Origin of the sequence: Streptomyces pratensis (assembly GCF_016804005.1) — a bacterium.
In the GTDB taxonomy this organism is placed as follows: domain Bacteria; phylum Actinomycetota; class Actinomycetes; order Streptomycetales; family Streptomycetaceae; genus Streptomyces; species Streptomyces pratensis_A.
Genome location: NZ_CP051486.1, coordinates 5,617,107 through 5,636,375, shown reverse-complemented (window position 1 = coordinate 5,636,375; position 19,269 = coordinate 5,617,107). Strand labels below are relative to the sequence as shown.

Here is a 19,269-nt window from a genome sequence, read left to right as displayed (position 1 = left end):
GGAGCGGCCCGGTGCCTGCCGGCCGCCGCGCCGGGATCAACCCGGTCCGGCGGCCGGGCCGGAGCCCCCCGGACCGTGGCGCACCCGTCGCACACCGCGCACGACGGCGAACCCCTTGGTGAGCGCCCGGTCCACCGCGAACGTCCGGGCTACCGCCCTGCCCTCCACCAGCCGCGCGAACTCGGCGGCGCCCGTACCACGGCGTACGGTCACCCGCTCCAGTGCGTAGGGCCCCTGGCGGCGCCGTGCCAGAGCGTTCCCCACGGCGAGGGACTGCGCGAAGCCCGCCGCCCGCACCGACTGCCGAACCCGACGTGTGGAGTAGCCGTAGGGATAGGCGAAGGAGACCGGTGCGGCGCCGAGTTCGGTGGAGACGATCTCCCGGCACCGCACCGTCTCGGCCCGCAGCGTCACGTCGTCCAGCTGGTCCAGCTGCGGATGGGTGTGGCTGTGGCCCCCTATTTCCACCCCCGTGGCGGCGAGTTCGCGCACCTGGCCCCAGTCGAGCATCGCGTCGAGGGCGCCGCCCTCGTCGAACACCCCGCGCAGCCAGCCGGTGGTGACGAAGACGGTGGCCGCGAAACCGTGCTCGGCGAGCACCGGCAGGGCGTGGCGGTGCACTCCCTCGTACCCGTCGTCGAAGGTGATCAGCACCGGCCGGCGCGGCAACGGCCGGCCCGTGCGCCAGCTCTCGCCCAGCGCGGCCGTCGTGAGCGGGGTGAAGCCACGCCGGGCGAGGATCTCCATCTGCGTACGGAACGCGCCGGGTGACACCGAGAGGCCGTACACGCCGTCGGCCGGACTGCGGGCCACGGCGTGGTACATCAGGATCGGCACGGCACCGCTCACCGTGCCTTCCCCGCTCACCGCGCCTCCTCGCGCGCGCCCGCCGCCGGCCCGATCGCCGGTACGGCGAAGGACGGGCCGCCGCGCCGGGCCCGTACGCTCCCCACCGCGTAGCCTGCCGCCGCCGCCAGCACCCCCGTCACGACGGCAGCCGTGCGGCCCGCTCCGCCGGGACGGCCGAGCAGGAAGTCCCGGACGCCCCGCAGCACCCCGGCCGGGAGGACCCGGGTGGTGTAGCGGCGCTCGGACTCCAGCCCCCTGCCCGCGCCGACACTGCGGGCGACCAGCGCCTTGGAGAGCCCCTCGGCGTACGTACGGGTGCGGAAGTAGCCGAAGCCCTCCCTGACCTCGGGAACCTTGTGGTGGATCACCGCACGGTCGTCGATCAGCAGTACGGCGTGGGGGAGTGCCCGGCTCAGCCGGATGCACAGCTCGGTCTCCTCGCCGCCCAGCGGACGCCTGTCGCCGTCACGCCCGATGCCGATGGCGAAGCCGCCCGCCGCGTCGAACGCCGTACGCCGGAACGAGGCGTTGCCACCCAGGACGTTGCGGACCCGGACGCGCCCGGGCGGCAGCCCCAGATAGGTGCAACCGACGACCCAGTCGAACTCCTCGGGGAACCAGACCGGCCTGCGGCCCGAGGCCCAGGACGGCAGGGTCCGGCCGCCGACGGCCATCACCGCCGGATCGTCGTAGCCCTTGTCGAAGTGGCGCAGCCAGTCCTGCCCGGCGACCGCGTCGTCGTCGAGGAAGGCGACCATCGCGCCACGGGCGGCGGAGATGCCCGTGTTCCGGCCTGCCGACAGGCCGCGGGGGCCCGCGTTCGCGAGCACCCGCACCTCCGGGAAGTCCGTGTACTCCTCGGCGAGGCGACGCAGCAGCACCGGGTTGTGGTCCACCACCAGCAGGACCTCCTCGGCCGGCAGGGACTGCGCCCGGACCGAGGCGACGGCCTCGACGATGTCCTTCCAGCGCTCCTCGGTGTAGACGCAGATGACGACCGAGAAGCCGCGTGGTCTCACAGCCCCCGTCCCTGGCCGATGACGGCGGGAACGGCGGCCGTCCGGCGGCCACCGCGGCGCACACGCTTCTCCTTGAGGATCACCCTCAGCACCCGGAGCCCGTCACGCACGGCGCTGAGATTGCTGACGCCGTGGATGCGGTTGTACTCGTGGCTGGGCACCTCCTGCACCCGGAGGCCGGCCTTGACGACCCGGATGTTCATCAGGGTCTCTATCTCGAAGCCGGTGCAGTCCAGGCTGATCCTGTCCAGGCAGTGCTTCCAGAAGGCGTTGTAGCCGTAGCAGAGGTCGGTGTAGCGGGCGCCGAACTTGCGGTTGACCGCTGCGCACAGAGCCCGGTTGCCGAGCTTGCGGACGGGCGTCATGTCGTCCGTGCCACCGCCGTTGGCGAAGCGGGATCCCTTGGCGAAGTCGGCGCCGCCGACCAGGGCGGAGACATAGCTGACGATCTCCTCGCCGTCCGCCGAGCCGTCCGCGTCGACCATCACGATGATCTCGCCGGTGCAGGCGGCGAAGCCACTGATCAAGGCGTCGCCCTTGCCCTTGCCGACCTGTGTGACGACCACGACGTCCGGCCGGAGTTCACGTGCGACCCGCACCGTGCTGTCGGTCGAATTGCCGTCGACGAGCACTACTTCATGAATCCAGTCGGGCAGCGTCCTGAAGACATGGGGAAGATTCTCCGCCTCATTCATGGCGGGGATCACGACACTTACCGGCGGCGCTATCGCGAGGTGGGAAGAGATCGGTCGGTATTCGCTCTTCATTCGAGCGGTTCCGTTCTCTTCGACGGCAGGTCTGATCGAGGAAGGCAGGACTGAACTCATGAGTGTTTCCCTCTCGGCCGGTGGACGGCCCGCCCCCGGGCTGTCCGGATAAAGGTCCGGTTCGAAAGGGGGGCTCTCACCCCGGCCATGACGGCATGGCGCTCCGAGCTGGCTGGATGAGCTGGCACAACTGGCCGCACGGCGACCGACTCGACTGAGTACGGCCGCTGGCACGGCACCCCCCTACCGCGCCCCGCTCCGGTGTCCACCGCGGCTGCCTGAGCCCTCCCCTGGAGCCGCCTGCGTGATGGACCGTTGCGGGTTGATCTACGACGGTATTAACGATTGGAACTGTATGGCAAGACATGCAAGGACGTCTCGCCCTTTTCAGACTTTGACGGAACTGTCACATTCGGCTGCGGAATTGACACTTCCTATTCTCCGGTGCGTTCCGGCCCTTCGAGGTCTGTACCCGGGGGGAAATGATCAGCGCCGTCGCGGAAATGATCAGGGTGGAATTCCGCGCTGACCTGCTGTCCGGTGCGGGTGCCGGGTGAACCGTCGGGGGCCGGCCGTCGGTGCCCCGGTGGCCGGGACGGCGAGCCGGCCCGCCCCGCGACGGCCCGCCGCCCAGGCGTGGAATGCGCGGCCGGGGTCGCGAAGGGGTGAAAGGGCGTGAAAGAGGCGAGCGGCGATGGATGGATTTCATCGAGCGCCGGTACGGCGCCCGTTCCTGCCGACGGGGACCTGCGCCCGCCGCCTGTGCGGACGTTGTGCCGGCCGGCGGAGGCTGCTGTGCCCGCCGAGGTGGACCTGTGCCCGCCGACGTGTGCGTTGCGCCCGTCGGCGTGGGCGGCGTGCCCGCCCCAACTGTCCACGTCTCGTGGCCGATGACTCGAATGGGTTACTTGCCTCCGGTGTGCCGGATGCCGGATTCTGATCTGACCCGCCGCCAGGAGGGTGCCGACGCGGTCCCGTCGAAGCTATTTGGCATGCACACTTCCGGAATTCCCGCCCGTACTGCTACTACGGAGTAGGCAGAGATCCTGCCCAAGGAGGTTCCATGAAAATGTCCAGACTCGTGGCGTTCTCGTCCTCTCTCCTGCTCGGCACCGTTCTCGCTCTGACCGGCGCGAGCGTCGCCCAGGCCCAGGAATCCGCTCAGTCCGTCGACTACGTCGCCCTGGGCGACTCGTACTCGTCGGGTGTCGGAGCCGGCAGCTATGACAGTGCGAGCGGCGACTGCAAGCGCAGCACCCGTGCGTTCCCCGCCCTGTGGAAGGCGGCCAACAACCCCGCCTCGTTCGCCTTCACCGCGTGCTCGGGAGCCAGGACCGGCGACGTCACGGCCGGCCAGCTCGGCCCGCTCAACTCGGCGACCGACCTCGTCTCGATCTCCGTCGGCGGCAACGACGCGGGCTTCGCGGATGTCATGACCACCTGTGTCCTGCAGTCCGAGGCCACCTGTCTGAGCCGCATCACCACCGCCCGCGCCTATGTCGACTCGACCCTGCCGGGCAAGCTGGACTCCGTGTACGCGGCGATCAGTGCCAAAGCCCCCTCCGCCCACGTCGTCGTCCTCGGCTATCCACGCTTCTACAAGCTCGGCGGCAGCTGTATCGCAGGCCTGAGCGAGAAGGAACGCGCCGCCATCAACGGCGCCGCCGACTACCTCAACGCCGCGACCGCCAAGCGCGCGGCCGACCACGGCTTCACCTTCGGCGACGTCACCCCGACCTTCACCGGGCACGAGATCTGCTCGGGCAGTGCCTGGCTCCACAGCGTGAACTGGCTCAACATCGGTGAGTCCTACCACCCGACCGCCGCCGGGCAGTCCGGCGGCTATCTACCCGTCCTCAGCTCGAAGGCCTGACCTCAGCTCGAAGGCCTGACCTCAGCCCGAAGGCCTGACCTCAACTCCCGTGCCTGAAGTCACCGTTCCTGCGTGACGCGGCTGTTCAGCCGTCCCGGCAGGTCCGGCGAGTCCGGCGTTCCGGCAGGCCCGGCGAGGAGGGGGCTCCGTCCCGCGGAGCCCCCTCCTTCAGCTCAGGAGAGCTCCACGACGTCCACGGGAGTCCGCGTCCGGTCCGCGGTGGCCGCCGGTGACCCGCCGGTGCGGGCCGGGCGGAGGCCGTCACCGCCGCCGCGCGCGGAAGCGGGCCGGGCCCCGGCCGGATCCGCGGCCCATGAACTCACCGACGTCCACGCCGGGGCCTTCCCGTCGCCTCCCCGGTCCGAGTCGTCGTCCCCCGTCAGCGCCCACACGAGGCCTCCCGCGATCAGCAGCGCCACGACCGCCCCGGCGGCCACCAGGACGCCGGTGCGCCTCGCACGGCCGGCGGGTTCCGGCGGACCCGGGGCGGCCCCGGATCCCGCGGCCGTCGCGGCCGCTCCGTCCGCAGGCTGCGGGAGTTGCGGGCCGGCCTCCCCGCCACCGGGCGATCCGGTCCCGCCCGCGGCCAGGATCCTCAGCCGGCGTTCCGCCTCCCCTGCGGTGAGCCGCTCGGCCGGGTCCTTGCGCAGCAGGCCCTCGACGACGGGGGTGAGCGCGCCCGCCCGCCTGAGTGGCCGCAGCTCCTCGTCGCCCCCCGTGCGCGGGGCGTCCGCCGGGGTGTCGCGGCCGAACGGTGACCGCCCCTCGGTGGCGGCGTACAGAAGCACTCCGAGCGACCAGAGATCGGATTCGGGGCCCGGCGCGCGCCCCAGCGCACGCTCGGGAGCGAGGTATTCGGCCGAACCGGCCGGTTCACCCGCCACGGTGAATGCGGGCCGCTCCTCGGCCACGGTGACCGCGGGCGGCTCCTCGGCCGTGGCGGTCGCGTGGTGCTCCTCGGCCGTGGCGGGCGCGGGCGGCTCCTCGATCGAGGTGGACGCGTGCGACTTCCCGGTCGTGGTGAGGCCGAAGCCCTTCAGCATCACCCGCCCGTCGTTGGCCAGCATCACGTTGCCCGGCCTGACATCGCGGTGCAGCACACCGGCCGCGTGGCCGCCGCGCAGGGCCGTGAGCACCTCCGCGCCGATCCGGGCCGCACGTCGAGGGGGCAGCGGCCCGTCGGCCTCCAGCACGTCGGACAGAGCGATCCCGCGGATCAGTTCCATCACGATCCAGGGCCTGGCATCGTGGGTGATCACGTCGTGGACGGCGACGACGTTGCGATGCGAGACGCGGGCCGCCGCCCGGGCCTCACGTTCCAGGCGGGAGTGCAGCCGCTCGGTGTCGGCGGCCGGCAGAGCCCCGGGTGCCCGTACCTCCTTCACGGCCACCTCGCGCCCCAGCACCTCGTCGCGAGCGCGCCACACGATGCTCGTCGCTCCCTCGCCCAGCGGGTCCAGGAGTCGGTAACGATCCGCGACCACACGTCCGGTTCCCGGGAACTCGCTCATCGGTGACCCTCCATCAGCAGCTGTGCGCAGTACGGACGAATCCCCTCCAAGCTAACTCAACCCGTCCACGAACCGACAGGATCCGGTAACGGGACGTCAACACCCGTATACGGGTGTGCAATCCCGCGGCCGGGATACACGAGTGTGACTGCGGGACGATAGGGTTAACCTGCCCGGGCCGGGTGCCCTCGTACGGGTGGGGAGTGACATGGAACAGATAACGGTGCGCAGCAGGCCGCGTGTGCCTGCCATTACATGTGGGAGTGGAGCGACCAGTTCGCGCCTCGACCGCCATCTCGCAGTGCTGGGCGGCCCCGCCGTTCCGCAGCGCGAGTCGGCGGAAGCGACGCTGCTGATGCTCGAGCTCACCTCGCGCGACGCCGCGCACACCCGCAGGAGCAGGAGCGCGCGAGTCTCGCTCTTCGCCCCGCTGCGGAGGCTGCGGCGCTCGCTCTTCGGCAGCCGCCGCTGACCGACGGCTGTCACGACCGGTCCGGCCCTCCGCTCAGGGCCGTGTCCACGATCACTCCGTCCCGGCGCAGTGCTGCTGTCCGCCCGTCCGTCATCCCCAGGGCAAGGCAGCGTTGCGTCGGTGTGCTCCCCAAGCGCCGGCAGGCACCCATCGGCGCCGGCGCCCCGCCCGGCAGCGTTCCCGGGGCAGCAGCACTCGCACACACGCCGACATGAGGTGGCCACTTCCCCGCCGCCCCGCGTGGTCGCAACACCCGCCCTGACGGGCAGTCCCGTCTCACAGCAGCGCGAACTGGCCCTCCGGGCCCTCCTCCTGGTGGTCCAGTACGGACGCCGGGCGCCGGGCCGACGCGGGGACGGGAAGCACCCCGGCCGCGCACAGTCCGTCCCGGGCCAGTGCGCCCGCCCGCTCCAGCCGGCCCCGCAGTGCCTGCTGCCTGGGCCGTAGTCCGGCGAGCAGCGCCAGGACCGTGATCAGTTCCAGCAGCTCCGAGGTCCGCTCCTGCGGCCAGCCGCGCGGCCCCACCGCCGCCAGCCCCTCCGCGGGCGCGGTGCGGCGCTCGAACCACAGCTCCAGCACCCGTACCCCGCTGACCCGGAAGTCCCACGCCCCGGCAGGGACGGGCGAGACGCGCCCCTCACCGAGGACGATCGCCTCCTCGGCGGCGTCGTAGAGCAGGCTGTCCGGCCTGGGCGGAATCGCCGCCCGCACGTACGGGCGGCGGCCACCGGGCAGGCGCGGGCGTTCCCCGTCGCGTGCCCCGCGCAGCTGGAGACGCAGCAGCTCCTGGCCGAGCTCCACGCCGTCGGCCCACACGGCGCCGTCGTCGGGCAACGGCACGAGCGGACCGGCGGGGGAGGGGAGGGCCGTGGCGAGGGCCCAGGCGAGGACGGACCCGGCGGTGACCGGAGCGCCGTACCGAGCGGACAGCAGAGCGGCCAGGCCGGGCGCGAGATTGGGCTCCCGTCCGCCGGGCCGCCGGTAGAGCGGGCGTATCCGGCCGGGCCGCCCGGCGGGGGAGTGCCCGTCGGGCAGCAGCGCGGTCACGGACAGGGCGGGACCGCCGTCATGGGGCACGTATCCGTGCTCGACGGCGAAGAGCTGGTGTGCGTCCGCGACCCGCCACAGCTCCGGGCGCGCCGCGTCGAGCAGCCGGTGGTCGGGAATCAGCCACTGTTCGTCGAAGGGGCCGTGCAGGATGCGTACCGGTTCCGGATACGGGCCCGGGTCCCGCGCGAACGCGCTCGTGCCGGTGGACCTGCCCGGCAGCGCCGTGGCCGGTGTCAGCGGCGTCCGGGAGCGGCTGGGCCGGAACAGCCTTTCCTGATCGGCGCCTTCGGCCCCTGCCAGCAGGTCCCAGCGGGCCCGGAGGGAGGGGGCGTCGGGGGCCGTCACCCAGGGGCGGCCCGTTCTCAGGGGCCGTACCGACCAGGGCATGAGGTCGTCCAGCAGCGGGAGCGCGTCGCCCCCGCCGGCTCCGGCCGCCACCCGTGCTGCCACCGTGTCGTCCTCCCCGTCGCCACGTCCGCCTCCCGGCATCGTAACGACCGCCCTCCGCCGTAACGACCGCCCTTCGCGGCCCGCCCGTCAGTGCGCGTCGACGGTCACCGAGAAGGAGAAGCGGTCACCCCGGTAGCGGATGCGTGCCACGTCCACCACCGTGCCGTCCTCGTCGTAGGTGACGCCGGTGTAGTGCAGGATCGGGCTGAGCAGCGGGACCTGGAGCAGCTCGGCGGTCTCGGGGTCGGCGAGGCGCGCCTCGACGGTGTCCGTGATCCGGGAGATCCGTACGCCGACCGCGTCGCGCAGGACCTTCGTCATCGGCCATCGCTCCAGATCGGCCACGTCCAGACGGGCCGCGATCTCCGGGAGGACCGCGTTCTCGGCCCAGTTGGTGGGCTCGCCGGTCCCTTCGTCGCAGCGGAGCCGCCGGTAGCCGACCACCTCGGGGCAGTCCGGGAAGAACTCCGCGAGATCACCGGGGACGGGCGTCCGGCCATGGCCGAGCACGGTCGTCCGCTCGCCCGACTGCTGGGCGACGATCGCGTCGATGGAGCCCAGCAGCCGGACCGGCGACACCCTCCGGGCACGCGGCTCGATGAAGGTGCCGCGCCGCCGGTGCCTGCTGATCAGCCCCTCGCTCTCCAGCTCCTTGAGGGCCTGGCGCATGGTGAGGACGCTGACGCCGTAGTGCACGGCGAGCTGCTCCTCGGTGGGCAGCCGCGCCGAGGCGTCCTGGGGGCGGCCCAGTATGGAGGCCCTCAGGGACTGCGAGACCTGGTACCACAGCGGAAGCTTCCGGTTCAGCACCAGGGAGTCGGGGGCGAACCCGGGAGTCCGGCTCACCTCGTTCACCTGATTCATCCGGTTCACCCGATCTCTCTGCGGTGTCGCCGGCGGTGCGGACTCACGGCCGGAAGTTGCGGCTCAGACCCTGCCACACGTCGTCGTATCCGCGCTGGAGATGGTCCGCGCCCGCCGCCTGCGCGGTCGCCGTGACCGGCCAGCGGGTCTCGAACATGAACGCCAGGCCGTCGTCGATCTTCTGCGGCTCCAGCTCCGCCGCGCTCGCCCGGTCGAAGGTCTCACGGTCCGGGCCGTGCGCCGACATCATGTTGTGCAGCGAACCGCCGCCCGGTACGAAGCCGCCCGCCTTGGCGTCGTACGCGCCCTCGATCAGGCCCATGTACTCGCTCATCACGTTGCGGTGGAAGTAGGGCGGCCGGAAGGTGTCCTCGCCGACCAGCCAGCGCGGGGCGAAGACGACGAAGTCGACGCCCGCGAGCCCCGGCGTGTCGGACGGTGAGGTCAGCACGGTGAAGATCGACGGGTCGGGGTGGTCGTAGCTGATCGTCCCCAGGACGTTGAAGCGGCGCAGGTCGTAGACGTAGGGCGTGTGGTTGCCGTGCCAGGCGACCACGTCCAGGGGCGAGTGCCGGTACGTCGCCGACCAGAGGTTCCCGCAGAATTTGTTGACCACCTCGACAGGGCCTTCGTGGTCCTCGAAGGCCGCTACGGGCGCCAGGAAGTCCCGCGCGTTGGCCAGGCCGTTGGCACCGATCGGACCCAGGTCGGGCAGGACGAAGGGCTGGCCGTAGTTCTCGCAGACGTAGCCCCGGGCCGTGGGGTCCAGCAGCTCGACGCGGAAGCGGACGCCCCTCGGGATCAGCGCGACCTCGCCCGGCCGGGCCGCCAGCAGGCCCAGCTCGGTGCGGAGCAGCAGGCCGCCCTGCTCGGGAACGATCAGGAGTTCGCCGTCGGAGTCGCTGAACACGCGGTCGTTCATGGAGGAGTTCGCGCTGTACAGGTGCACGGCCATGCCGGTGCGCTGCGCTGCGTCTCCGTTGCCGCCCAGTGTCCACAGGCCGTTCAGGAAATCAGTACCGGGCGCGGGGTCGGGGAGCGGGTCCCAGCGCAGCCGGTTGGGGTCGGGGACGGTCTCGGTGAAGGGCGCGGTGCGCAGGGCGCCGTTGTCGACGCGGACGAAGGCCGGATGGGCGGCCGAGGGGCGGATCCGGTAGAGCCAGGACCTGCGGTTGCGGGCGCGGGGTTCGGTGAAGGCCGAACCGCTGAGCTGCTCCGCGTACAGCCCGAGGGGTGCTCGCTGGGGCGAGTTGCGGCCGTGCGGCAGCGCTCCCCGGACCGCCTCCGAGCCGTGTTCGTTGCCGAAGCCGGAACTGTGGCCGAGATTCTCCGCCGTCTTCCTCGCCTGCTCGATGCCACTCATTCATGCGCTCCCGGTGGATGAGGAACCCCCATGGATCCCCTGACGAAGAATCCTATGCATCACCGTAGGAATCGAAACGTGGCCCGTCAACGGCATACGGGCATGATGGAACCGTGTCCCACGCTCATACGAACCTCCGACGCGTCCCCGTGCAGCAACGCAGCGCCGACCGTCTCGCCCGCATCCTCGACGCCGGCGCCGCACTGCTCGACGAGACCGGCTACGAGCAGCTCACCACCAGGGCGGTGGCCGACCGGGCCGGTGTGCCCATCGGCTCCCTGTACCGCTTCTTCCCCAACAAGAGGGCGCTGGTCGACGCCCTGGCGGAGCGCAATCTGGAGGCCTACGCCGAGCGGATCGTCGCCAGGCTCGAAGCGATACCGGAGACGGAGTGGCGGGCCGTCATCGACGCGGTGCTCGACGAGTACCTGGCGATGAAGCGCTCCGTCCCCGGCTTCGCCCTCGTCGACTTCGGCCCTCCCGTGCCCCCCGCCGGACCGCTCGACGAGGAGGTCAACCGGCTGGTCGCGGGACGCCTGACGGACCTGCTCGGCGGCCATCTCGGCCGGGGACGCGAAGGAGCCCCATCCGATGCCGCTCTGCTCCGCACCGTCCTGGTCTGCGTGCAGGCCGCCGACGCGCTGCTCCAGCTAGCCTTCCGCGCGGACCCGGCGGGCGACCCGGACCTGATCGCGGAGACCCGGCTGCTGCTCCAGGCCTATCTCGCGCGGATCCTCGTGTAACCGCTGCGGCGGGCGGCGGGCGGCGGGACAACGTGTAACCGCTGCCGCGGGCGGCGGGGCAACCGGTGGCTCCAGCACCTCGCCTCCATCCGTACCGGTCGGTATGCTCGGTCCGCCGGGAGCCCGCGTCCGCCGAGCGCGCCGTGGGACGCCGGATCACGCCCGCGCGCACCGCTGCCGCCGCCCCGGGGAGGGCCCATGTCCCACGAATCCCGTACCGCTCTGCGTGTCTGCCCGCTCTGCGAAGCCACCTGCGGACTCACCCTCACCATCGAGGGGACCGCGGTCACCGGCGCCCGTGGTGACCGCGAGGACATCTTCAGCCAGGGCTTCATATGCCCCAAGGGCGCCTCCTTCGGAGGCCTCGACGCCGACCCCGACCGGCTGCGCGCGCCGCTCGTCCGCAAGGGCGGCGTCCTGCGCGAGGCGACGTGGACCGAGGCCTTCGACGTGATCGCCGAGAAGGTCCCCGCCCTGGTCCGGGAGCACGGTGAGCAGGCTGTCGGGGTCTTCCTCGGCAACCCCAACGTGCACACGGTGGCGGGCGGGCTCTATCCGCCGCTCCTGCTGTCCGCGCTCGGTACCCGCAACGTCTTCACCGCCAGCACCCTGGACCAGATGCCCAAGCACGTCTCCAGCGGACTGCTCTTCGGTGACGCCCACGCCATCCCCGTGCCGGACCTCGACCGCACCGCCCATCTGCTGCTGATCGGCGCCAACCCGCTGGAGTCCAACGGCAGTCTGTGCACCGCCCCCGACTTCCCGGGCAAGCTCAAGGCGCTCCGCCGGCGCGGCGGCACCCTCACCGTCGTCGACCCGCGCCGCACCCGCACCGCACGCCTGGCCGACCGGCACGCCGCCGTCAGGCCGGGCACCGACGCCCTGCTGCTGGCCGCGCTCACCCAGGTCCTCATCGAGGAGAAGCTCACCGATCCCGGCGCACTCGCCGAGCACCTCGACGGCTACGACGAACTGGCCGAGGCCATGGCGGACTTCACCCCCGAAGCGGTGGCCGCGGCCTGCGACCTGGACGCGGAGACCATCCGGGAGATCGCCCGAGAGCTGGCCGCGGCCCCCGCCGCGGCCGTCTACGGGCGCATCGGCAGCTGCACCGTCGAGCACGGCACCCTCGCCAGCTGGCTCGTCGACGTACTCAACATCCTGACCGGCAACCTCGACCGCCCCGGTGGTGCGCTCTTCCCGCTCTCCGCCACCGCCCGTGCCCCACGCCCCGCCGCTCCGGGGAAGGGCTTCGCCCTCGGCCGCTGGAGGAGCCGGGTCTCCGGACACCCCGAGGCCAAGGGCGAACTGCCCGTCGCCGCTCTCGCCGAGGAGATCGAGACGCCGGGGGAGGGCCGGATCAGGGCCCTGATCGTCATAGCCGGCAACCCGGTGCTCTCGGCCCCCGACGGGGACCGCCTGGACCGGGCGCTCGCCGACGGGCTCGACTTCATGATCAGCGTCGATCCGTACCTCAACGAGACCGCGCGCCACGCGGACGTCGTGCTGCCCCCGCCGCCGCCCTCGCAGAGCGCCCACTTCGACTTCGCGCTCAACTCCCTCGCCGTGCGCAACCAGGTGCGGTACAGCCGCCCCGCCGTCCCGCTGGAGGAGGGCCGGATGGACGAGAGCGAGATCCTGGCCCGGCTCGTCCTCGCCGTCGGCGGCCGCCACGGCGCACCGCATGGAACCGTCGACGACCTGGCCATCAGCGGCGCACTGGCCAAGGCCGGGGTCCCCGAGGAGCTCGCGGACGATCTGGCGGGCCGCACCGGCGCCGAACGCCGGCTCGACCTGATGCTGCGCCTCGGCCCGTACGAGCTGACCCTGGAGCAGCTCCTCGCGCAGCCGCACGGGATCGACCTCGGTCCGCTGAAGCCGCGTCTTCCGCAGGTGCTCAGGACCCGCAGCGGCCGCATCGAGCTGTTCCCGGCCCCGATCGCGGCCGACCTTCCCCGGCTCCGCACGTCACTCGGCGCGCGGCCCGCCGGTCTCGTGCTCGTCGGACGCCGTCATCTGCGGTCCAACAACAGCTGGATGCACAACGTCGCCTCGCTGCGAGGCGGCTCGAACGTCTGCACCCTGCAGATCCACCCGGACGACGCGGCCCGGATCGGGCTCACCGAAGGCGACTCGGTCCGGATCACCGCGGCGGGCGGCGAGGTCGAGGCGCCCGCCGAGGTCACCGACTCGGTGCGGCCCGGGGTCGTGAGTCTTCCGCACGGCTGGGGACACAGCCGCCCGGGGACCCGCATGTCGGTCGCCGGGGCGGAGCCGGGAGTCAACGTGAACCAGCTCCTCGACGGCACCCTCCTGGATCCGCTGTCCGGTACCGCGGTGCTCAACGCTGTCCCCGTCTCCGTAGCACCAACCCGCTGACCTGGGGTTTTGCTCGTATTGCTCACACGTCAACATCTTGTTAACGCTGCTTCGGGGCCCCTAACGTCATCCGGACCGCCGCACCGGTGAAGTTCAAAGGTGAACGTTAGGTAGCCCATATGTTGACAATCCTCGGCTTTGCCATGATCGCGACCTTCCTGGTCCTGATCATGACGAAGAAGATGTCGCCGATCGCGGCGCTGGTCCTGATCCCCGCCCTGTTCTGCGTGGCCGTCGGACAGGGCGCGCAGCTCGGCGACTACGTCATCGAAGGGGTCGGCACCCTCGCGCCGACCGCGGCGATGCTGATGTTCGCCATCGTCTACTTCGGCGTGATGATCGACGTCGGCCTCTTCGACCCGATCGTCCGGGGCATCCTGCGCTTCTGCAAGGCCGACCCGATGCGGATCGTCGTCGGCACGGCGCTCCTCGCCGCGATCGTCTCGCTGGACGGCGACGGTTCGACCACCTTCATGATCACGGTCTCGGCGATGTACCCGCTCTACAAGCGGCTGAAGATGAGCCTGGTCGTGATGACGGGTGTCGCCGCCACCGCGAACGGGGTCATGAACACCCTGCCCTGGGGCGGCCCCACCGCCCGCGCGGCCACCGCGCTCAAGGTCGACGCGGCCGACATCTTCGTCCCGATGATCCCGGCTCTCGCCGTCGGCCTCCTCGCCGTCGTACTCCTCGCCTTCGTCCTGGGCCGCCGCGAGCGCAAGCGGCTCGGCATGCTCACGCTCGACGAGGCGCTGGTGACCGACCCCGAGCCCGAGACCGTGCTCGTCGGCGCGGGCGGCGGCGGCGACCGGCTCACGAAGGCCCCGAAGAGTGGTGGCGCCGGTGCCGGCGGCGTGGACGGCGACGAGGGGGACGAGGAGTTCAAGGGACTCGACCCCGACAGGTCCACCCTCCGCCCCAAGCTCTACTGGTTCAACGCCGGCCTCACCGTCGCCCTGCTGGCCGCGATGATCCTGGAGCTCATGCCGATCCCGGTGCTCTTCCTGCTCGGCGCGGCCCTCGCCCTCACCGTCAACTTCCCCCACATGCCCGACCAGCGGGCCAGGATCGCGGCGCACGCGGACAACGTGCTCAACGTCTCCGGCATGGTCTTCGCCGCTGCGGTCTTCACCGGCGTGCTCACCGGCACCGGTATGGTCGAACACATGGCGGACTGGCTCGTCGGGGCGATCCCCGACGGAATGGGCCCGCACATGGCCATCGTCACGGGTCTGCTGAGCCTTCCCCTCACCTACTTCATGTCCAACGACGGCTTCTACTTCGGAGTGCTGCCCGTGCTTGCCGAGGCCGGCGCCGCCCACGGCGTCTCCCCCCTGGAGATCGCCCGTGCCTCCATCGCGGGACAGCCGCTGCACATGTCGTCCCCGCTCGTGCCCGCCGTCTACGTCCTGGTCGGCATGGCCAAGGTCGAGTTCGGCGACCACACTCGCTTCACCGTCAAGTGGGCCGTGCTCACCTCGCTGGTGGTCCTCGTCGCCGCCGTACTCTTCGGAATCATCTGATGCCTCCGGAACCCCGGCCCGGCAGGGGCTGGCTGCTGCGCCTCGTCATCGCCTTCGCCTTCGCGCAGGGAGCGGTGTCGATGGCGCGGCCCGCCGTCTCCTACCGGGCCCTCTCGCTCGGTGCCGACGAGCGTGCGATCGGTGTCATCGCCGGTGTGTACGCGCTCCTGCCGCTCTTCGCCGCCGTACCGCTGGGCCGGCGGACCGATCACGGCCGATGCGCACCGCTGCTGCCCGTCGGGGTCCTCCTGATCGGCGGCGGCTGCGCGCTCAGCGGCACCGCGGGCTCCCTTCCCGCGCTGGCCGCCTGGAGCGGGGTCATGGGCCTGGGCCACCTCTGCTTCGTGATCGGCGCCCAGTCGCTCGTCGCCCGGCAGTCGGCCCCGGCCGACCAGGACCGCAACTTCGGCCACTTCACCATCGGCGCCTCCCTCGGCCAGCTCGTCGGCCCGATCGCCGCGGGCTACCTCATCTCCGAGCGGGACGGCGCGATGGCCCGTACGAGCGCTCTCGCCCTGCTCGTCTCGGGGGTCGTCGCCGCCGTCGCCTTCACCTCGCTGTGGCGCATCGAGCACCGCGGGACCGCCGGCCCGTCCCGGCGGGCGGACTCGAAGGTGCCGGTCGGCAGCATCCTGCGTACCCGGGGGGTCCCGGCCGGCATCTTCATCAGCCTGGCCGTGCTCAGCGCCACCGACATCCTCACCGCCTATCTGCCGGTCGTCGGTGAGCACCGCGGGATCGCACCCGCCACCGTCGGCCTGCTTCTCAGCCTGCGGGCCGCCGCTACCATCGCCTGCCGGCTCGTCATGACACCGATGCTGCGCACCGTCGGCAGGACCGCGCTGCTCTCCACGACCTGCCTGCTCGGCGGCCTCCTCTGCGCGGCCGTCGCCCTGCCCGTCCCGGTGTGGGGGCTCGCCGTGATGCTCGCGGTGCTGGGCTTCTGCCTCGGGGTCGGCCAGCCGCTCTCGATGACCACCGTCGTCCAGGCAGCCCCTGCGGCGGCCCGCTCCACCGCACTCGCCCTCAGGCTCACCGGCAACAGGCTCGGCCAGGTCGCGGCCCCCGCGTCGGCCGGACTGATCGCCGGGGTCGCGGGCACCGCCGCGCCGTTCGTGATGCTGGGTGCCCTGCTCGTCGGGGCGGCGGGACTCGGGCTGCGTGGCGGCGGAAAAGGGGCTGCGGACGTGGACCCGGTGACCGCTCCGGCCCCCGCATCCCGTGCCGAACGCCCCCGCGCCGAGCGGGAATCCACCTGACGAAGAGCCTGAGGGAGGTGCGCCCGGAGCCACTCCGGGTGCCCGGCCCGCCTCTGCCCGTGTGTCCCCCCTGTGGCCCCGGGTGCCCGGCCCGCCCCTGCCCGGGGGCGTCCCCCGCCGCTCCGGAAGCCGCGCCCGCCCTTCCCGGGCACATCTGCCGGCCCGGCGTGGGAGGGCGGCCGCCGGCCACGCGTGACCTGTGTCTCCAGCGGTTCCCTGGCGCCAAAAAACTAACAGCGCTAGTTTGGGGCCGGGACGGCATCCGTCCGTACGACGCACGGCTTCGGCGGCAGGCACAGCGAGCCCGGGAGGAACAGCCATGAAGGCGCATGACGGGATGTACATCGGCGGGGAATGGCGGCCCGCCTCGGGCCAGGACACGATCGCGGTCGTGAACCCGGCGGACGAGCAGGTCATCGGCCATGTCCCGGCGGGCACCGCCGAGGACGTCGACGCCGCGGTACGCGCCGCACGCGCCGCGTTCCCCGGCTGGGCGGCCACCCCGCCCGTCGAGCGCGCCGAGAGGATCGGCGCGCTGCGCGACGTGCTCGCCGCCCGCAAGGACGAGATCGCCGAGACCATCACCGCCGAGCTGGGCTCCCCGCTGCCGCTGTCCCGGACGGTGCACGCGGGTGTACCGGTGCTCGTCGCCGGTTCGTACGCCGAACTGGCCGCCTCGTACTCCTTCGAGGAGAAGCTCGGCAACTCCACGGTCCTGCTGGAGCCCGTCGGCGTCGTCGGCGCGATCACACCCTGGAACTACCCGCTCCACCAGATCGTCGCCAAGGTCGCCCCGGCGCTGGCGGCGGGCTGCACCGTCGTCCTGAAGCCCGCCGAGGACACCCCGCTCACCGCACAGCTCTTCGCCGAGGCCACCCAGGAGGCGGGCCTGCCGGCCGGCGTCTTCAACCTGGTCACCGGCATCGGCGCGGTCGCGGGCCAGGCGCTCGCCGAGCACGAGGACGTCGACCTCGTCTCCTTCACCGGATCCACGGCCGTCGGCAGGCAGATCGGGGCCACCGCCGGAGCGGCGGTCAAGCGTGTCGCGCTGGAGCTCGGCGGCAAGTCCGCCAACGTGATCCTGCCCGGCGCCGACCTCGCCAGGGCGGTCAACGTGGGCGTCGCCAACGTGATGTCCAACTCCGGCCAGACGTGCAGTGCCTGGACCCGGATGCTGGTCGACGCCGAGCGGTACGAGGAGGCCGTGAGCCTCGCCGGCGCAGCCGTCGCCAAGTACGTCCCCGGGGAGCGGGTCGGCCCCGTCGTCAACGCCAAGCAGCAGGCCCGGGTGCGGGGTTACATCGAGAAGGGCATCGAGGAGGGGGCACGTCTCGTCGCGGGAGGTCCCGAGGCACCGAAGGAACAGGGCTACTACGTCAGCCCCACCGTCTTCGCCGACGTCACCTCGGACATGACCGTCGCGCGGGAGGAGATCTTCGGCCCGGTGCTCTCGATCCTCCGGTACGAGGACGTGGACGACGCCCTGCGGATCGCCAACGACACCGTGTACGGGCTGGCCGGCGCCGTATGGGGCGCGGACGACGAGGAGGCCGTTGCCTTCGCCCGCCGCATGGACACCGGGCAGGTCGACATCAACGGCGGACGCTTCAACCCGCTCGCCCCCTTCGGCGGTTACAAGCAGTCGGGCGTGGGCCGCGAGCTCGGCCCGCACGGCCTCTCCGAGTACCTCCAGACCAAGTCCCTCCAGTTCTGATCCCCACGCCGATCCATCGAGGAGTCTGTTCGTGGTCCGCGCCGCTGTACTGCCCGCCGTCGGAGCTCCGCTGGAGATCACCGACATCGAACTGCCCGAGCCCGGCCCCGGCCAGGTGAGCGTCTCCCTCGCCGCCGCCGGTGTCTGTCACTCCGACCTGTCCCTCTCCAACGGCACCATGAGGCTGCCCGTCCCCGCCGTCCTCGGCCACGAGGGCGCCGGGACGGTGCTCGCCGTCGGCGAGGGCGTCACCCACGTCGCCGCCGGCGACCTCGTGGTCCTCAACTGGGCGCCGTCCTGCGGGGCGTGCTTCCACTGCGGGATCGGTGAGGTCTGGCTCTGCGCCGACGCGCTCAAGGGCGCGTCGAACATCCACGCCCGTACGGCCGACGGCACCGAGCTGCACCCGGGCCTGAACGTCGCCGCCTTCGCGCAGGAGACCGTCGTCGCCGCGAACTGCGTGTTGCCCGCCCCGGCCGGCATCCCGCTCGACGACGCCGCACTGCTCGGCTGCGCGGTCCTGACCGGCTACGGCGCGGTCCACCACTCCGCCCGGGTGCGCGAGGGCGAGAGCGTCGTCGTCTTCGGGATCGGCGGGGTGGGCCTCGCAGTCCTGCAGTCGGCCCGTATCGCCGGGGCGTCGAAGATCATCGCCGTCGACGTGTCACCGGAGAAGGAGGAACTCGCCCGCAGGGCCGGTGCCACCGACTACGTCGTGGCGTCCGACACCACCCCGCGTGCCATCCGCAAGCTCACCGGCGGCCAGGGCGCGGACGTCGCCGTGGAGTGCGTCGGGCGGCCCGCCACGATCCGCGGGGCCTGGGAGTCGACCCGCCGAGGCGGCCGCACCACCGTCGTCGGGATCGGCGGCAAGGACCAGCAGGTGACCTTCAACGCCCTGGAGATCTTCCACTGGGGCCGCTCCCTCACCGGCTGCGTGTACGGGAACAGCGATCCGGCACGCGACCTGCCGGTGCTCGCCGAACACATCCGCGCCGGACGGTTCGACCTGTCGATGATGGTCACGGAGCGGATCGCGCTGGACGGCATCCCGGCGGCCTTCGACAACATGATCGCGGGCAAGGGAGGGCGCGCGCTGGTCGTGTTCTAGGCGGATGTGCCCGCCAGGCTGTTCGTACGGCTGACGGGTGGGTGCCCGTGGAGTGCCGTCGCACGCGCTGAGGGGGTGCCGGACGCCACCCCGAGGACGCGCCCCGAGGCACCGGTTCGAGGTCTCCCGACCGTCGGGGGCACCGGTCCAGGCCGCTGTACGGGCCCGGAGATCCGGGCGTACGCGGAGTGGACCGGCCGATCCCGTCCCCGTCGCGCGCGTGACCGGCTCCGCGGTGCGGTTCGGACCGCCTGTACAGGAGCGCGTCGTCGGCCGGCCGTCCCGCCACACGAGGCGCCCGGCCGGAACACTCCGGCCGGGC

15 protein-coding genes are annotated in these 19,269 nt (G+C 72.2%); 8 read left to right on the top strand and 7 right to left on the bottom strand.

Annotation, left to right across the window (positions count from 1 at the left end):
• Positions 1 to 36: 36 nt before the first annotated feature.
• From HED23_RS23125 to HED23_RS23115, 3 genes are read right to left on the bottom strand one after another with little or no spacing between them, the layout of a single operon-like run.
• Positions 37 to 825, bottom strand: a complete 789-nt coding sequence (locus HED23_RS23125; protein WP_203187602.1) for a polysaccharide deacetylase family protein — start codon at positions 823 to 825, stop codon at positions 37 to 39.
• Between the two features lie 38 nt (positions 826 to 863).
• Positions 864 to 1,868 (bottom strand): glycosyltransferase family 2 protein, encoded by a 1,005-nt coding sequence (locus tag HED23_RS23120; RefSeq protein ID WP_203185296.1) that lies wholly within the window; start codon positions 1,866 to 1,868, stop codon positions 864 to 866.
• A complete protein-coding gene (locus HED23_RS23115; RefSeq protein ID WP_203185295.1) occupies positions 1,865 to 2,695 on the bottom strand; it encodes a glycosyltransferase family 2 protein in 831 nt (276 codons plus the stop codon). Before HED23_RS23115 ends, HED23_RS23120 begins: the two co-directional genes overlap by 4 nt.
• Before the next feature lie 1,003 nt (positions 2,696 to 3,698).
• Between HED23_RS23115 and HED23_RS23110 the strand changes: the two genes are divergently transcribed.
• Positions 3,699 to 4,508: an SGNH/GDSL hydrolase family protein gene (locus HED23_RS23110; protein WP_203185294.1), complete on the top strand. Its 810-nt coding sequence runs from the start codon at positions 3,699 to 3,701 to the stop codon at positions 4,506 to 4,508.
• 173 nt (positions 4,509 to 4,681) lie between these two features.
• Here HED23_RS23110 and HED23_RS23105 read toward each other — a convergent pair whose 3' ends face one another.
• Positions 4,682 to 6,019: a protein kinase domain-containing protein gene (locus HED23_RS23105; protein WP_203185293.1), complete on the bottom strand. Its 1,338-nt coding sequence runs from the start codon at positions 6,017 to 6,019 to the stop codon at positions 4,682 to 4,684.
• Positions 6,020 to 6,227: 208 nt separating this feature from the next.
• Between HED23_RS23105 and HED23_RS23100 the strand changes: the two genes are divergently transcribed.
• The gene (locus HED23_RS23100) at positions 6,228 to 6,491 is read left to right on the top strand and encodes a hypothetical protein (RefSeq protein ID WP_104790182.1); all 264 of its coding nucleotides are present in this window, start codon (positions 6,228 to 6,230) and stop codon (positions 6,489 to 6,491) included.
• A gap of 276 nt (positions 6,492 to 6,767) precedes the next feature.
• Here HED23_RS23100 and HED23_RS23095 read toward each other — a convergent pair whose 3' ends face one another.
• The 3 genes from HED23_RS23095 to hmgA form a co-directional block, all read right to left on the bottom strand.
• On the bottom strand, positions 6,768 to 7,991 hold the full coding sequence (locus HED23_RS23095) for a type ISP restriction/modification enzyme (RefSeq protein WP_238442082.1): 1,224 nt from the start codon (positions 7,989 to 7,991) through the stop codon (positions 6,768 to 6,770).
• A gap of 87 nt (positions 7,992 to 8,078) precedes the next feature.
• Positions 8,079 to 8,855, bottom strand: a complete 777-nt coding sequence (locus tag HED23_RS23090) for a GntR family transcriptional regulator (protein ID WP_238442081.1) — start codon at positions 8,853 to 8,855, stop codon at positions 8,079 to 8,081.
• Between the two features lie 43 nt (positions 8,856 to 8,898).
• Positions 8,899 to 10,218, bottom strand: a complete 1,320-nt coding sequence (gene hmgA, locus HED23_RS23085) for a homogentisate 1,2-dioxygenase (protein WP_203185290.1) — start codon at positions 10,216 to 10,218, stop codon at positions 8,899 to 8,901.
• A gap of 113 nt (positions 10,219 to 10,331) precedes the next feature.
• Between hmgA and HED23_RS23080 the strand changes: the two genes are divergently transcribed.
• The 6 genes from HED23_RS23080 to HED23_RS23055 all read left to right on the top strand — a co-directional run bounded on the left by HED23_RS23080 (position 10,332) and on the right by HED23_RS23055 (position 18,947).
• On the top strand, positions 10,332 to 10,961 hold the full coding sequence (locus tag HED23_RS23080) for a TetR/AcrR family transcriptional regulator (RefSeq protein WP_203185289.1): 630 nt from the start codon (positions 10,332 to 10,334) through the stop codon (positions 10,959 to 10,961).
• Between the two features lie 198 nt (positions 10,962 to 11,159).
• Entirely contained in the window at positions 11,160 to 13,340 is a 2,181-nt protein-coding gene (locus tag HED23_RS23075; RefSeq protein ID WP_203185288.1) for a molybdopterin oxidoreductase family protein, read from the top strand.
• 119 nt (positions 13,341 to 13,459) lie between these two features.
• The gene (locus tag HED23_RS23070; RefSeq protein WP_203185287.1) at positions 13,460 to 14,863 is read left to right on the top strand and encodes a CitMHS family transporter; all 1,404 of its coding nucleotides are present in this window, start codon (positions 13,460 to 13,462) and stop codon (positions 14,861 to 14,863) included.
• Positions 14,863 to 16,122, top strand: a complete 1,260-nt coding sequence (locus tag HED23_RS23065) for an MFS transporter (RefSeq protein WP_203185286.1) — start codon at positions 14,863 to 14,865, stop codon at positions 16,120 to 16,122. Before HED23_RS23070 ends, HED23_RS23065 begins: the two co-directional genes overlap by 1 nt.
• A 319-nt stretch (positions 16,123 to 16,441) precedes the next feature.
• On the top strand, positions 16,442 to 17,836 hold the full coding sequence (locus tag HED23_RS23060; protein WP_203185285.1) for an aldehyde dehydrogenase family protein: 1,395 nt from the start codon (positions 16,442 to 16,444) through the stop codon (positions 17,834 to 17,836).
• 31 nt (positions 17,837 to 17,867) lie between these two features.
• The gene (locus HED23_RS23055; protein WP_203185284.1) at positions 17,868 to 18,947 is read left to right on the top strand and encodes a Zn-dependent alcohol dehydrogenase; all 1,080 of its coding nucleotides are present in this window, start codon (positions 17,868 to 17,870) and stop codon (positions 18,945 to 18,947) included.
• Positions 18,948 to 19,269 lie beyond the last annotated feature (322 nt).